The sequence below is a fragment of the Aureimonas sp. Leaf324 genome, from assembly GCF_001423245.1.
Classification (GTDB): Bacteria; Pseudomonadota; Alphaproteobacteria; order Rhizobiales; family Rhizobiaceae; genus Aureimonas.
In genome coordinates this window covers 148763-162656 of record NZ_LMOH01000023.1, presented here as the reverse complement: position 1 = coordinate 162656, position 13894 = coordinate 148763, and the positions used below count along the sequence as shown (strand labels likewise).

Here is a 13894-nt window from a genome sequence, read left to right as displayed (position 1 = left end):
AACACACCCATGAACCTTCGTTCGATTGTCGCCTTCGCGACGATCGCGCTGCTTGGCGTCATCACGTCGGCCAGCGCGCATGCCGCCGTCGGTCCCATCGGGCCGGCTGAACTGTCGGCGCTCTCGCATCTGGCGCCGGTCGCCGCCGGCGGGATCGCCTATCTCGCTGCCGGCCTCGCAACGCTGCCGTTCGGCCCGCGCATCGCATTCGACGTCGCCGATCGCCCCGGTGGCGGCAGCAAGTCCGCGGCCGAACTGGCCGCCGAGGTGAAGCGCGACTTCGAGACCAAGCACGACAAGGTCAAGGAGATCGCCGAGCAGGCCCTCGCCGAGGCCAAGAAGGGCGCGCCGCTGTCCGAGAAGGCGAAGGAACTCGCCGACGAGGCGCTGACCGGCATGAACGAGACGAAGTCGCGTCTCGACGAGCTCGAGCAGAAGTTGGCGCGCGGCGGCGGCGGTGAAGAAGGCCCCCGCACGGCGGGCGAGCGTTTCGTCGAGGACGACCAGTTCAAGGCCTTCGCGTCGCAGACCCGCCCCCGCGGGCGCGTCCTCGTTGAGGTGAAGGACATCACCTCGCTCTCGACCGACGCGCCCGGCTCGGCGGGTGCGCTGGTCAACAGCGATAGGCGCGGTCTTCAGGTGCAGCTTCCGCAGCGCCGCCTCACGGTCCGTTCCCTCATCCTGCCCGGCGAGACGGCGAGCAACGCCATCGAGTACGAGCAGGAGAAGCTGTTCACGAACGCCGCCGCGCCGGTCGCTGAGGGGGCTCTCAAGCCTCAGTCCGAGCTGCAGTTCGAGGACAAGACGGCGACGGTCCGCACGATCGCGCACTGGATGCGGACGTCGGTGCAGATCCTCGCCGATGCGCCCGGCCTGCGTTCGATCATCGACCAGCGCCTGCGCTTCGGCCTGGCCCTCGCCGAGGAAAACCAGCTGCTTAACGGCTCGGGCACCGGGCAGAACCTGCTCGGCCTCGTGACGGCTGCGACCGCCTATGCGGCGGCCGGTGGTCTTACGGCGACCACGCAGGTCGACGTCCTGCGCCTGATGATCCTGCAGGCGGCGCTCGCCGAGTATCCGCCGAACGGCATCGTCATCAACCCCATCGACTGGGCGGCGATCGAGATGGCCAAGGACGCCGGCGGCAACTACATCATCGGCAACCCGCAGGGCACGCTGTCGCCCACACTGTGGAGCCTGCCGGTGGTACCGACGCAGGCGATGGGGGTCGACAAGGCCCTGGTCGGCGCCTTCAACCTCGCGGCGCAGATCTTCGACCGGCAGGATGCCACGGTCGACGTCTCGACCGAGGACCAGGACAACTTCGTCCGCAACAAGGTGACGATCCGCGCCGAGGAACGGCTCGCCATGGCGATCTATCGCCCGCAGGCGATCGTCTACGGCGATCTCGGCCGCGTCCCGAACAACTAAGCCGGTCGGCTCGTCACGAGGGGCTGGCGCAAGCCCGCCCCTCTCACGAACCGAAGGAGCGAACCATGGTCAAGGTCATCACCACCAAGCCCCTCGATGGGGAACCGGCAGGCGTCGAGCGCGAGTTCGACCATGCGGAGTTCGAGATGCTGAAGGGCTTCGGCGCCGTGCGCGAGATCGGCGACGAAAGCCTGCGGTCCGATGGCCCGACAGTCGAGGAATATGTCGCGGCCGGCTACCAGGCGACCGGTTATCCCCCGTCGGGCTATGCCAGCCTCAGTTCGGAAGGTGAGATCGCCGCAGCGATCGCAACGCAGGCATCCCCGTCGCTCGGTAGTTCGAACGCGGGCGCCGGTGACGGCGGCGGTGCCGGTGCCGGAGACGTCGGTACCGATGCGGCCCCCGACGTCAGCGGCGAGAAGACCGCGCCGGACGTCGAGAACAAGGCGGCTCCCGAGGTGGTGAACAAGGCCGCACGCAAGCCGGCGAACAAGGCCAACTGATCCATGCGGCCTGTCCTCGTCTCTCCGCCGGCGCAGCGCCCGATTGAGCCTGAGGCTGTCATTGCGAACGTGGAAACGCTCGCCGATGCGGCGCCCAGCGTCATCGGCGTTCTGATTGACGCTGCCGTCAGCCATCTCGACGGCTGGTCGGGCACGCTTGGACGATGCCTGGTGGAGCAGACGTGGAAGGTCACCTATGGCTCGCCCGCCTGCCGCCTTCTGATCCCGTTCCGCGACCTGATCGCGGTTACGTCCGTCAAGGTGGCAGGTCAGGACATTCCGACCGCGAGTTTCACCGTCAGGGACTGCGCAGAAGGCCATCGCTTGTCGCCGATTGCCGCTTGGCCCATCGGTGAGGTCACGATCGAGTTCACTGCGGGATATGGCGGCGCCGAGCAGGTGCCGGCGGCGATCAAGCAGGCGATCACGCTTATGGTGACGAACCTTTACGCGCAGGCCAGCGAGGACGGGCGCAGCCGGTCCTTCACGGTCGACGGCGCCTTCACCGAGGCATTCAATAGCCCGGAGCAGCAGGGCGCGCAGTCGAACGCCGCCGTGCGGATGCTGCTGGCTCCGTTCCAGCTTATAGCGATCTGATGAAGCCTCGCGCTGCGTATCGTCGTCTCTTCTCGCGCGGGGGCCGCCGGGTCTCCATCGAACGCCGGGTGGCGAATGCCGACCCGATGCGAGTCGAGGGCGTGCGTGCGCGGATCCGCGAGGCAACCGACGAAGAGATCGCGGGCGGTATCCGATCGACAGAGCGGCGGGTTCTGATCCTGGCCGAAGACGTTCCGGCGGGCATGCTGCCGCTGGTGACGGACGACGCGGTGCTGGTGGACGGGTTGCGTATGACGTTCACGCAGCGGCCGGACGACCAGACGCATCGCGACGGCGAGATGCTGCTCGCGATCGCCGGGGTGGTGTCGAGCGCATGAAGATCGAGCCCCTCACGCAGCAGATCGCCGTGTTCGTGAACGAGATCAAGTCGCCGCAGGCGCGCTCGGCGCGTCTGGCGCAGGTCGCGAAGGATGGGATCGCCGAGATCCGCAAGTCCAACGCGGCGGCGAGCGGTGGGCGCGATCATCCGCCGGAAGTGTCCGTCGATGGCCGCCGCGGTGCGCCGCTGGAAAGCGTGAAGCCCGACGGCATGATCGTCGCGCAGTTCGACCCGCTGCGGAACGTCTTGGAATGGATCGGCGAGGCGCTGGTCGAGGAATCGCCGGTTCGCTCCGGTCGCTACGCTCGCAGCCATGTGCTGCTGGTTGACGGTGTCGAGCAGATCATTGGAACGGAGGTGCCTGCGGGCGATGTCTACCGGTTCGTGAACCGCCAGCCCTATGCGGCGAAGATCGAGCCGGATGGCTACGCGGCAGGTCAGAGCCCGCAAGCGGCGCAGGGCGTCTATCAGGTAATCGCGGCCGTCGCGGCGCACCGCTTTAATCAGGTCGCGCAGATTTCCTACTCGACATCGTATTTCGACCAGACGACGCGGTACATGCACCCCTCCATCGTCGTGCGGAGCCTCTGATGGCGCACCTTTCCGTCGTTCGCGCCGTGGAGGACCGCCTCAAGGACGGTTTCACCGGGTGCCCGGTCTATGTCGAGAACGAAGTCAGCGAGACGCCGACCAACGCCACCGCGTGGGCGCTGCTGGACTTCCCTTGGTCGCGGGCTGACTGGATCACGGCCGACGAGTTTCAGGAAGAGGGTGGCTTCCGCGTCGTGGTCGCGGTTCCGCGGCGAGACGGCGCGCACCGGGCACGCAGCTGGCTCGACGAAATCGCCGCCCTGTTTCGCGGGCAGAGCTTCGAGGGTGTGCAGTGCTACGCTCCGCAGTCCGCGTCATCCGACGACCAGAGCGAGCGCGGAGCGTATTTCCGGCTCTCCCTGACCGTGCCCTACGAGTTCATCATCACCGAATAGGAGGCCGTCGTGGTCCAGATTGCAAACGTGTCCTTCGGGCCGCTCGTGTTCCGCGAGAAGGCGAAGGAGGGCGAGGAGGGCAAGATCGTCGAGATCCTGCCCGGCGAGACGAAGGCGGTCGATATCGACCCGAAGCACCATGATGTCGTGGCGCGCGTCAACGCCAAGCTGATCGTCGTCGGCACCAAGGCGGAGGTCGAGAAGGCGGTCAAGGAATCGCCGGTCGCGCCGTCGGCGGACAAGCCCGCCGCCTGATCGGCCCCGCATCCCATCCCGGCAATCCCGCCGGATCCATGGCCCGCCTTCGTGCGGGCTTTTTCATGCCCAGGCTCAAGGAGAACAGGCCATGGCGCCCAAGACCCCGCTTCCGGTCGCTCGGACCCGGATTTCGATCGGCAGCGCGACCGCCGACTACACGCAGACGGCGCTCGCGGCCGACACCTACACCCGCGTCGGGCGCGTGCGCTCGATGCCCGGCTTCGGCGAGACCTACGCCGACATTACGGTCGAAGAGGTCGACGACGGTCGCACCCGGTACGGCAAGGGCACGGCATCGGGCACGGCGATGGATATCGTCTGCTCTCGCCAGCTGACCGATCCCGGCCAGGCCAAGATGAACGCGGCCTCCCTCTCGGCGCTCTCCTACAACCTGAAGATGGAGATCCCGAACGAGGCTGGCACCTTCGACGTCATCTACTTCTGCGTCCTGGTGAACTCGTCGAACACCGGTCTCGGCGGTCCCAACGACACCCAGACGGTGACTTACAACTGCCGCCCGCAGGAAGCGCCGATCGTCGTCCCGGCGACGTAACCGCCCGCACACCATCGCTCGCGAGCGAGAGCCGGTGGCGTTGTCAGGGCGCCGCCGGCTCACCCCCTGACCCATCCCTGACGCATCAACGGAACCTGACCCATGTCTCTGACCTCGCATCTGACCATCACACTCGGCGACGACGAATTCGAGCTCGTTCCAAGCCTCAAGGCGGCCACCGCCGTTTCCAACCGATTCAGCGGTTTCCAGAATGCCATGAACGCGGTGCAGGCGGCAGATCTGGCGTCCGTCCAGTTCGTGATCCGCCAAGGCGTTCCGCTCAAGCAGCTGTCGACCGAGGCTCTGAACGAGGCCATTTATCGCAAGGGCACGTTCAAGACGGCCGGGACCGCCATCAAGTTCCTTACTCGGCTTGCCAATGGCGGTCGCGAGATGGGCGACGAAGAAGGCGACGACGAAACCTCCGCGGCGGAGGGCGACGAGGGAAACGGCGAGGTCTGACGCCTGAGCAGGCGATCGACGACCTCTACCGGGCAGCGGTGAGATTGCTGCCCGGATGGAGCGACACTTCGATCATGGCCTGCGATCTTCTTCGCCTGCGCATGGCTGTCGACGCGGCCCGCGAGCAGATCGAGGAAGACTGGCGTCAGCGTTACCGGATCGCCGGGTTCAAAGTCCCCGACCGCATTTCCGAAGAGGAAATGTCGAACGAGGACCTCAATGCGCAAGCGAGGAACATGGTGTCGCTGATCGCCGCGCAGTTCAACGGTGCCTGATCAGCTGCAGCGTGTCAGTTCGAATGTGTCGCCGGAAATCGGCGAATGCCACGTCATGGATTTGCGACTGACGTCGAAGAGGGCGACCCGGTAGCCGTCAGGGAACGACAGCAGGAAGTTGCGTCCGTCGCGCTCCACCTTCGCGACCTTGATCGGACGCGACCCGGGCGCGGTGTATCGAGAGGGCGTGAAGCTGAACGGGGTTTGGCAGGTGGCTGGTCCACCGCTCCATCTTCCCTGGAACGGCAAGTCTGCCGCCCCTGCGGGGGGCAGCGACACCGCAAGCAAAACCGAAACCAGCGCGCCGATCGTCTGCAGTTTCATCTGAACTCGTCCATCAAAAGTGCCGGCCTCATCGGGCCGTATCGGAGCCATCATGGCCGGTCAAACCATCGTCACCACTGCGAAGTTCGTAGCGAGCGAAGAAGGCGTCGAGGAAACCGCTGCCGCACTCGCCAAGCTTCAGGCTGAGGCGAGAAAGGCCAGTGGCGCTCTGCCGGCGTTTTCGAAGGCAACGCAGGCGGCGCTTGCCCAGGTTGCGAAGGATCAGGAGAACGCCCGAAAGGCGGTCGAGGCGGCACGCGCTTCCATGACCGACAAGGGGGCCTCGAAGGAGGTGACGATCTCCTTCGAGCAGAACGCTCGGGCTCTTCAGAAGATCGCAGACGAAGCGCGCAAGGTTACGGGGGCGCTGGACCCTGTTGCTCGCGCAACGGCCGATCTCGCTCGCAAACAGGAGCAGCTCAACGCGCTCGTCGAAGCGGGGGCGATCTCGCAGGAGGACTACGGTCGCTTCACCGCCGTCGTGAATGACCGGATGGCGAAGTTCAGCAACGTTGCGAACGATGCCGGCGCGAAGGTCAAGCTGACGTCCGAGCAGGTCAGAAATCTCGGCTATCAGGTGAATGATGCCGCGACCATGCTGCTCTCCGGTTCCTCGCCGTTCCAAGTCATGGCGACGCAGGGCGGCCAAGTTATCCAGGCGCTCGGTGACGGTCCCGGAGGCGTGCGTGGCTCAATCTCTGCTATTGTGTCCAGCATCGGCAGCTTTGCCATCGGGCTCGGCCCTGCCGGTCTGGCCATCGGCGGTCTCACCGCTGCGGCGGGCGCTTTCGCTCTGGTGGCGCGCCAAGACATCAAGCCGATTGAGGACGTCATCAAGGCGCAGGCCGATGCCGTTCGCGATTTGCGCGACGCTTACGGTCTCGCCGGGGAAGCTGCTGGCGACTATGCGAAGCGCAGCCAGGATGCCGTGCGACTGTCGACGCAGGACGTCACGAACGAGAGCTTAAAGCGGGCTCGCGAGGCAATCCAGTCTCAGGGTGAATCGCAATTCGCCGGGCGAGACAACTATCGCTTCCGGGCGCAGCCGCAGTATGCCGACTTGCGGAAAGCGTTTGCCGATCTGATGCAGTCGGCGAAGGACGGCCCGCCTGCCTTCGCCGAGTTCGAGGCAGCGCTGGCACGGATCCCCGCTGAACGCCTTACCGGTGAGGTGAAGGAGGTCATCAAGGCGAACCGGCAGTGGGCACAGGGGCTCATTCCTCTTCAGCAGGAGATTGCCGGGACAACGGCTGTCGTCGACGGGTCGGCTGAGGCGCTCGTCCGCTATCGTCGCGCGATGGATGAACTTCGCGGTCTGATCCCGGATCTGCGGACCGAGGCGCAGCGCATCAACGACGCCTTTGCCGAGGCCGCCAGCATTGGGCGAGCCGATGGCGACGAGATGGTGGCGCGTTTTCAGAAGCAGAAAGCTTTGGCGGCGGATGCCGCCGGCGCCTTGGATCTCCTCAACGCAGCACGCGCCGAAGGTGCATCGATCGGTCTTGGCGAAGAGGCGAAGGCCGTTGCTGCCGTTGAACAGGAGTACGCCAAGCTTCGGGCGCAGTACAACGGGAACGCCGAGGCGTTGGCCGCTCTCGACCAATGGCGTCAGCAGTCGATCGGCAATGCCGGGCGCCAGGCGGCGTTCGATCGCGACCAAGAGGCTGCCAAGGAAGCCGAATCCGCAGCGAAGCGCGCAACCGACGAGGCGCAGCGCTATGCCGAGGCAACTCGCTCGCGCATCGCCGGGATCGATCAGACAGTTGCCGCACAGCGCATGGAGATCGACATCCTTGGCCGCAGCGAAGGCGAGGCGGCCGCGCTGCGGTTCGAGTTCCAGGCGCTGGCGGCTGCGCGTCAGGCGGCCGCATCAGCCGGGAAGGTGGTCTCCGACGACGAGATCGAGGCAATCCAACGTGCCGCAGGGGAAGTCGGGGCGCTGACGACGGAGTTCAAGGCGATGCAGGAGGCGCAGGAGCAGGCCAAGCGCCTCGGCGAGATGTTCGACGACCTCGCGTTCGAACGCTCCATCATCGGCCTGTCGGATGCCGAGCAGCGGGTGCGTGAAAGTATTCACGGGCTGGGCATCGACTACGAGTCCTTCGATGGCCAGAGGCTCGCTGGCGAGATGCGGTACAACGATGCGCTCCGCCAGACGCAGGACGAGATGCGCAAGACCGGCGAGATCGCTGAGGACGCGTTCGGGGGCCTGATCGATGCCCTGACGCAGGGCGGCGATCTCATGCAGAACCTGATGGGGTTCGCGGCCGACCTTGGGCGTCAGTTCGCGAGCATGGGCGCACAGAAGCTGTTCGGCAACCTGTTCGGCACCGGGCAGAGCAGCGCTACCTCGCAGGGCAGCGGTATCGTTGGGGCGATCGTGTCGGCCGTTGGTGACGCCCGCGTGCCGACCCCGACACCGCGCCCGGTCGTTCAGGCGGCGAGCTATCCTTATGCCGAGAAATACGCGCTGCCGGCGCCCACGCCCGCCATGCGCTCGCAGTCGGCGGCCTTGGCGCAAGGTGTCACCAAAGCTGTTTCGTCGAACCTTCTGTCTTCGCTGCTTGGCGCAGGTAAGAGCCAGGGGCACATCACGGGCCTTAACGACCGGTTCGCTACGGCGCTGACGAACATGCTGGATGCGGCCCCCGCTGCAGTCCAGTCGGCCATCACCATCAACTCGGGGTTCCGCTCGGTTGCACGCCAAGCTGAACTCTTCGATGCCGCGCTGAAGAAGTATGGATCGGTCGCGGCCGCGCGCAAATGGGTCGCGCCCCCGGGCAACTCTCAGCACAACAAAGGCATGGCCGCCGATCTGGGCTATGGCTCGACGGCAGCACGCCAATGGATCCACGCGAATGCCGGGAAGTACGGCCTCGCATTTCCGCTCGGGAACGAGAACTGGCACATCGAGCTTGCCGGCGCGCGAGGTGGAGCGAAGTCGGCATCGGCCGCCTATAACGACCAGCGCATCGTCGCGCGTGGCGTTTCCGATGGCATGAAGGATTACAGTCGGGACGCTAGCGTTGCGCAGCCGCAGCGCTCTACTGGTCCGTCTACTGAGAACGCGGGCGGTTTCTTCAGCCCGCGGGCGCTTGCCGGCCTCGAGGTGCTCGGCGCTGGCGCGGGAGCTTTCGGTGCGGGCTATCAGTCCGGCTCGCCGCTCTCCGGCGGCGTGTCAGGCGCACTCGGCGGGTATCAGGCAGGCGGGGCGATCTCGTCGTTCCTTGGTGTTGGCGCTGGCGCGGGCGCTGCGCTCGGTGTCGTTGGCGGCGCTGCGCTTGGCATCCTCGGTGGCATCCTCGGCGCGCGGAAGCAGCGCGAGCAAGCGCACCGGGACAAGGCCGCAAAGTGGGAGGAGCTTCGTCCGCAGTACGAGGCCTTCGACAAGTCGCTCTCGGGCGACGGCAACGGCCAGCTGCGCCAGTGGATCACCGAACAGGAAGGAGCCTTCGCGCAGTTCCGGAAAGTAGGCGGCGACGCTTGGAAGTACGGCCAGGGCAACTCGTCGGCGCAGTTCGCCTCAACTGGGACCAAGATGTGGACCCGGTTCATGGAAATGCAGGAGGAGTTCCGCGAGGGCTTCACCGACATGGTCGAGGATCTGTCCTCGGGCGAGGGCCTCGGTGGTGCCTTCGCCAAGGGCCGCGCGGCAACCAAGGACCTGAAAAAGCAGATCAAGGACATGATCGACGACGTGTCGATCGCGTTCGGATCCGACGACATCGGCGTCGGTGTGAATGGCGCTTGGACCGAGGCGTCCAAAGCCATGGAGGAGACGCGGAACAAGGCGATCGCCGAGGCCAAGGTGGCGGCAGGCGAATATGCCCTATCGCTGCTCTACACCGCTGCGACAACCTCCGACGTCGAGAAGAGCCTCGACGGCTTCCGCGGCACGGCTGCCGGGTTGCAGAAGGTGCTGACCGATCTCGGCTGGACGGCCGAGGCGGCAGCGGCCGACATCGATGACCGACTGAAACAGGCCATCGCCAAGATGGGCGAGACGTTCACGGACGGCTTTCAGGCGCAGATCAACGACCTATCGGGCGTCGGCTATCTGAACGACGTCAAGGACCTCATCGCCTCTCGCGACACAGCGCTGAACGATGCCGAGTTGCTCGGCGTCGACCCGGAGATCGTGTCGCGCTGGTTCAAGCTCGCGAGCCAGGATCTGGTCGACGGGTCCGAACTCGTCGGCTCGGCGTTCGACGACCTGATCAAAGCGTTCCCCGAACTCTCAGGCGTCGTCCATGCCTTCACCGGGGCATCGCGCACGGCGGCCGAGGCGGCAAAGGCTGCGCAGTCGGCAGCGCTTGCGTCCTACGAGGCCTCTCGCTCGCAGCTCGAAAGCGTCTACTCGGCGGTCCTCAGCTATCGTGACGGGATCCGCTCGTTCCTCGACGACATGAAGCTAGGCGACGAATCGACCCTGTCGCAGAAGGACCAGGTCGCCGAGGCGCGCCGGGTCTATGAGGAGACGCTCGCCAAGGCGAACGGCGGTGACAAGGAAGCGATGGCCGGGCTGACCGGCGCCGCGCAGGACTATCTCGCCGAGGCCAAGGACTACTTCGCGTCGAGCGCCGACTACACCGCGATCTTCGACAGCGTGAACGCCTCGCTGAAGTCGACGGACGTGAAGGCGACGAGCCAGATCGACTTGATGCGTGGCCAAGCGGCGTGGCTCGAGGATATCGCCGGATCGAACATCGAGATCGCGAAGGCCATGTCCGACTTCCTGGCAGCACAAAAGGGGCTGAACTCGACCCGCTCCTGGGGTGTGATGGCCGACCAGAACAAGGCGATCTGGTCCGACCTCAACGCCAAGGGAATCGACTACTCCGGCAACTTCGGCAGCGGCCAGTTCCTCGACTGGGTCGCTTCGCAGACGCCTTCGATGCAGGCGATCATTCGCCCGATCATCGACAAGTGGAGTGCGGCCTATGCGCCGAAGGGTTTCGCCACCGGCGGCTGGACCGGCGACATGGCGAAAAACGCGGTTGCGGGAGTCGTGCACGGTCAGGAGTTCGTGGCGCATGCCGAAGCGACCCGACGCTGGCGTCCGCAGTTGGAGGCGATGAACTCCGGAGCGACCCGGCTTCCCAACGTCGATCCGGTGCAAATGCCGTCCGTGACGCCCACGGGCAGCGATAGCCGCGCGCTGATCGCCGAACTGAAGGAAGCCAACCGGCTATTGCGTCAGCAGATCGCCACGACGGGGCAGGGTCTCGCGCAGAACGTCCAGGCGACCGAGCGGGGCAACCGTGCGACCGAGGACATGGCGATGGCGTCGCGCCGCGATCAGATTCGGGCTCGCGCAGCATGATCTATCTCGTCGAGTTCCGCCCGATCGACAAGGCGACCGGCGAGACCGTTGTCCTGCGCTTCGGTTCGCACGGCTACACCACGGCGCCCGGCGACGATCCCCCGAACGCGCAGTTCGTCGGACGGCTGCAAGGGCCCGGCCAGTACGACCGGTTCCTGTTCTCCCGCGGTCGCACGCGTGGCGAGAGTGCCGTCGGGGCCGGCGAGATCACGATCGTCAACGCCGATGGCAAGCTCGACTGGCTGCTCGAGCTTGCCTTCGATGGTCGGCCCTTCACGCTGTGGGGGCTGCCCGATCGGTTCTCGCCCTGGTCCACGCGGCAGGTCCTTCTCGCTGGATCGACGGAGCAGGCGGAGTTCCCGGGCCGGCTCGTATCGATCTCGATCCTTGGCCGCCTTGTTCTTTTGCGCGAGGCGATCCAGCCGCTCGCTTACCTCGGTACGACGACGAGCGGTGGCCTGTCGGTCGCCGAGGGTAACGTCGATCTTCGGGACGTGAAAAAGCCGCTGCTCTTCGGATCGGCGCGCAACATTCCGGCGCTCACGGTCGATCAGTTCGACAACGTCTACCAGGTGTCGAGCAACGCGCTGGCGGCGATCACGGCGGTTCGCGACAGCGGCGTCGCACTGACGGCGACGCAGGACTATCCGACGCTCGCGGCGCTCAAGGCGGCGATGATGACCGGCGGACAGTTCGCGACCTGCCTCGCCCTCGGCCTCGTGCGGACGCAGGTGCGTCCGGACGGTTCGCTGACTGTCGATGCCGCCGAGGGCGCGGCCGTGGCGGATCGCTCGGCCGCGCGTCTCGTGCGCCGGATGATTGGCGACCTGATGCCGGTGGCCGAAGAGGACTTCGACTTGCTGCACGAGGCAAACCCTGCCGAGTGCGGCCTGTGGATCGCGCAGGGCGAGACGACGGTGCTTTCCGCTGCCATGTCGGTCCTGAACTCGGTCGGCGGGTATCTCACCGACGACCGGCTCGGGCAGATCCGGGTCGGACGATTCGATCTGGCCGCCGACGGCGGCGAGGTGACGATCGGGCGGTCCGTCATCCTCGACCAGGGACAGGGCTTCGCCCGCGAGGCGACGCAGGACGACGGGGCCGGGGTGCCGGCGCGTTCGGTAACGGTGCGCTACGCCCGCGCCTACACGACGCTGTCCGACGAAGATCTGAAGGATGTGGCTGCCACTGACGCCTATCGCTCGTTCGCCAAGGAAGAGTGGCGGCAGGTGAAAGTCGAGAGCGCCACAAACAAGGTCCAGCACCCGAAGGGGCCGGAGCTGGTGTTCGACACCAGTCTGACGACAGAAGCGGACGCCCGCGCCGAGGCCGAGCGGCTGCTCGCGATTTACGGCACTCGGCGCGACCTTTTTGCGGTCATGGTGTCGAGTGGCAAGGCGACGACTCTCGACGTCGGCGACGCGATGACGCTGCGGGTCGACCGGTTCGGCATGGGCGAGGGGCGTGCGTTGCGCATCGTCGGTCTCGTCCAAACCTTCGCGAACAACCTGACACGCATCGAGGCGATCGGATGACGGCGCACTGCCTGTTCCTGCACCCCAACCTCAGCGACCAGCCGCGGGGCTCGCGGCCCGGCGCGACGCTGTCGGGCGGCAGCTGGGTTCTGCCGCTGACGAACCTTCAGGAGCGCGAACTTTCCGAGGTGGCGCGCTCGGCCAGCACCCGCCCGACGGATACGCAGTTCGACGTCGACTTCTCCGCCTTCGGCGAGATCCGCGCCATCGTCCTCGTCAACCACAACCTGTCGGTGACGGCACGGCTCCGGGTGACGGCCTGGTACGAGGACGGGTCTTACTTCTCGCCGTCGTACCGCGCCGAGTTCGACGCCTATCCGACGCTCGCCTACACCGAGGATCTGCCGTCGGAGGCGGAGAACTGGTGGGACGGCAAGCCGCTGACCGCCGACATCGAAGGCTTCACGCAGAACGCCATTCACGTCCTGCCGGAGCCGTCCTTCGCGCCGCACTGGCGGATCGAGATTATCGACGACGGAAACCCGGCCGGGCACATCGACATCGGCCGGCTCTGGATGGCGACTGGCTGGCAGCCCTCGCGCAACCCGGCCTATGGCGCGGCGCTGCGCTACGAGGACGAGACCACGATCGAGAAGGCGCTGTCGGGCGCCGAGTTCTTCGACGAGCGCGAGCCGTTCCGCGTCTTCAACATCGCCTTCCCCTTCCTGCCCGACCAGGAAGCGCTTCAGCGCGGGCTCGAGCTTGAGCGACGCGCCGGGACCAAAGGCGAGATCTTCTACATCCACCGGCCCGACGACGCGCAGAACCTGACCCGCCTCAGCTTCCTCGCCCGGCTGCGCGTGCTGAACCCGTGGGAGCAGGTGGCCGCCTTCGACGGGCGAGCGGCCATCGCGTTCGAACTCAAGGAACTGATGCCGTGAACCTGACACCGGAAGAGGAAGCCGAGGCCAACCGGCTGGCGACCGTCTACAACGAGCGCCCGTTCGACGCGCAGACCAACCCCGGCGGGTTCGGGCGCGGCGGCAACTCGGCGATCGGCCTGTTCATCAAGTCGCTGCGCGACATGGTCGGCTTTGGCCGCGGCGTCGTGCGCGTTGCGACCGATTCACTTGCAGCGATCACGACGCAGGCCAACCGCTTCTCGGCGGCGGTCGCCGCGATCGAGACGGGCCCTGTGACCAGCGTCAACGGCAAGACAGGCGCCGTCGTGATCGACCTCTCGGAAATCTCAGCCGACGTGACCGAGCAACTGGCCGAGGTCCAGTCGACGCTGGATGGCGTTGTCGCGCAGCAGGCGTCCGCCGCTCGCCATTCCCGCGCCTACGCGCGCGCCTTTGGAGGCTGAT

General features: G+C 66.3%; 15 protein-coding genes. 14 read left to right on the top strand and 1 reads right to left on the bottom strand.

What is annotated here, in order from left to right; all coding sequences use genetic code 11:
* Window positions 1-9 precede the first annotated feature (9 nt).
* The 10 genes from ASF65_RS13030 (at window position 10) to ASF65_RS12985 (ending at window position 5405) form a co-directional block, all read left to right on the top strand.
* Window positions 10-1431 carry a phage major capsid protein gene (locus ASF65_RS13030; RefSeq protein WP_082505539.1) on the top strand — a complete coding sequence of 474 codons (1422 nt, stop codon included), beginning with the start codon at window positions 10-12 and terminating at the stop codon, window positions 1429-1431.
* A 65-nt stretch (window positions 1432-1496) separates the two neighbouring features.
* Window positions 1497-1934, top strand: coding sequence for a hypothetical protein (locus tag ASF65_RS13025; RefSeq protein ID WP_055889944.1), 438 nt, complete (start codon window positions 1497-1499; stop codon window positions 1932-1934).
* Between the two features lie 3 nt (window positions 1935-1937).
* Window positions 1938-2531: a hypothetical protein gene (locus ASF65_RS13020; RefSeq protein WP_055889942.1), complete on the top strand. Its 594-nt coding sequence runs from the start codon at window positions 1938-1940 to the stop codon at window positions 2529-2531.
* A complete protein-coding gene (locus tag ASF65_RS13015; RefSeq protein WP_055889939.1) occupies window positions 2531-2869 on the top strand; it encodes a hypothetical protein in 339 nt (112 codons plus the stop codon). Before ASF65_RS13020 ends, ASF65_RS13015 begins: the two co-directional genes overlap by 1 nt.
* Entirely contained in the window at window positions 2866-3462 is a 597-nt protein-coding gene (locus tag ASF65_RS13010) for a hypothetical protein (protein WP_055889937.1), read from the top strand. Before ASF65_RS13015 ends, ASF65_RS13010 begins: the two co-directional genes overlap by 4 nt.
* Window positions 3462-3857: a phage tail terminator-like protein gene (locus ASF65_RS13005; protein WP_055889933.1), complete on the top strand. Its 396-nt coding sequence runs from the start codon at window positions 3462-3464 to the stop codon at window positions 3855-3857. Before ASF65_RS13010 ends, ASF65_RS13005 begins: the two co-directional genes overlap by 1 nt.
* 9 nt (window positions 3858-3866) lie before the next feature.
* The gene (locus tag ASF65_RS13000; protein WP_055889930.1) at window positions 3867-4112 is read left to right on the top strand and encodes a hypothetical protein; all 246 of its coding nucleotides are present in this window, start codon (window positions 3867-3869) and stop codon (window positions 4110-4112) included.
* Between the two features lie 91 nt (window positions 4113-4203).
* Complete coding sequence (locus ASF65_RS12995; RefSeq protein ID WP_055889926.1) at window positions 4204-4668, top strand: hypothetical protein; 465 nt, start codon at window positions 4204-4206, stop codon at window positions 4666-4668.
* A 102-nt stretch (window positions 4669-4770) separates the two neighbouring features.
* Window positions 4771-5130, top strand: a complete 360-nt coding sequence (locus ASF65_RS12990; protein WP_055889923.1) for a hypothetical protein — start codon at window positions 4771-4773, stop codon at window positions 5128-5130.
* 74 nt (window positions 5131-5204) lie between these two features.
* On the top strand, window positions 5205-5405 hold the full coding sequence (locus tag ASF65_RS12985) for a hypothetical protein (RefSeq protein WP_055889919.1): 201 nt from the start codon (window positions 5205-5207) through the stop codon (window positions 5403-5405).
* Here the strand turns inward: ASF65_RS12985 and ASF65_RS12980 are convergent, their stop codons facing one another.
* Window positions 5406-5729 carry a hypothetical protein gene (locus ASF65_RS12980; protein ID WP_082505590.1) on the bottom strand — a complete coding sequence of 108 codons (324 nt, stop codon included), beginning with the start codon at window positions 5727-5729 and terminating at the stop codon, window positions 5406-5408.
* 52 nt (window positions 5730-5781) lie between these two features.
* Between ASF65_RS12980 and ASF65_RS12975 the strand changes: the two genes are divergently transcribed.
* From ASF65_RS12975 to ASF65_RS12960, 4 genes are read left to right on the top strand one after another with little or no spacing between them, the layout of a single operon-like run.
* On the top strand, window positions 5782-11052 hold the full coding sequence (locus tag ASF65_RS12975) for a D-alanyl-D-alanine carboxypeptidase family protein (RefSeq protein WP_055889913.1): 5271 nt from the start codon (window positions 5782-5784) through the stop codon (window positions 11050-11052).
* Window positions 11049-12587, top strand: a complete 1539-nt coding sequence (locus ASF65_RS12970) for a hypothetical protein (RefSeq protein WP_055889910.1) — start codon at window positions 11049-11051, stop codon at window positions 12585-12587. The genes ASF65_RS12975 and ASF65_RS12970 overlap by 4 nt, the downstream gene beginning before the upstream one ends.
* On the top strand, window positions 12584-13468 hold the full coding sequence (locus tag ASF65_RS12965; protein ID WP_055889908.1) for a hypothetical protein: 885 nt from the start codon (window positions 12584-12586) through the stop codon (window positions 13466-13468). The genes ASF65_RS12970 and ASF65_RS12965 overlap by 4 nt, the downstream gene beginning before the upstream one ends.
* Window positions 13465-13893, top strand: a complete 429-nt coding sequence (locus ASF65_RS12960; RefSeq protein WP_055889904.1) for a hypothetical protein — start codon at window positions 13465-13467, stop codon at window positions 13891-13893. The genes ASF65_RS12965 and ASF65_RS12960 overlap by 4 nt, the downstream gene beginning before the upstream one ends.
* Window position 13894 lies beyond the last annotated feature (1 nt).